This is a genomic window from Amycolatopsis sp. SID8362, assembly GCF_010550475.1.
Taxonomy (GTDB): domain Bacteria; phylum Actinomycetota; class Actinomycetes; order Mycobacteriales; family Pseudonocardiaceae; genus Amycolatopsis; species Amycolatopsis eburnea.
Genome location: NZ_JAAGNB010001874.1, coordinates 1 through 745 on the forward strand (window position 1 = coordinate 1; position 745 = coordinate 745).

Annotated in this window: 1 protein-coding gene; it reads left to right on the top strand. The window is 75.3% G+C overall.

What is annotated here, in order from left to right; all coding sequences use genetic code 11:
- On the top strand, nucleotides 1-745 hold a 745-nt coding region (locus G3I65_RS56290; protein ID WP_160704838.1), incomplete at both ends, for an aminotransferase class I/II-fold pyridoxal phosphate-dependent enzyme.

Sequence of the window (745 nt, forward strand, 5' to 3'; positions counted from 1 at the left end):
CGGGTGCTGATCGTCGACGGGGCACAGCACGGGCTCGCGATCACCGCCATGACCTTGTTCCGGCCGGGGGACGTCGTCGCGGTCGACGCCCTCACCTACCCCGGGTTCCGGGTGCTCGCGCGCACGCTCGGGCTGGAGCCGGCGCCGCTGCCGGTGACCGCGGGCGGGCCCGACCTCGACGTGCTCGAGCGGCTGTGCCGCCGTCGCCGGGTCCGCGGGGTGTACGCGATGCCGACGATGCACAACCCGCTGGGCTGGGTGCTCGACGAAGCCCGCCGCGCGCGGCTGGTCTCGATCGCCCGCGCGCACGGGCTGACGATCATCGAGGACGCTTCCTACGCCTACCTCGCCGAGGACGCGCCGCCCCCGCTCGCGGCGCTGGCGCCCGAAGCCACCGTGTACGTGTCCGGGCTGTCGAAGAACGTCGCGACCGGCCTGCGGTTCGGGTTCGTCGCCGCGCCGGACGGGCTCGTGCCGTCGCTCGAACGCACCATCCGCGCCACGACGTGGAACACGCCCGCGCTGACCGCGGAACTCGCCCGCCGCTGGCTCGACGACGGCACGGTCGACCGCCTCGAAACGCGCAAGCGCGAAGACGCCCGGCGGCGGCAGGCGGTCGCCGCCGAGGTGCTCGCCGGGCTTCCCTTGGTCACGCACCCCTCGTCGTACTTCCTGTGGCTGCCGCTGGTCCCGGATTCGCGCTCGGACCGGATCGCGGCGGCCCTGGCGCGGCGGCGGGTCGCGG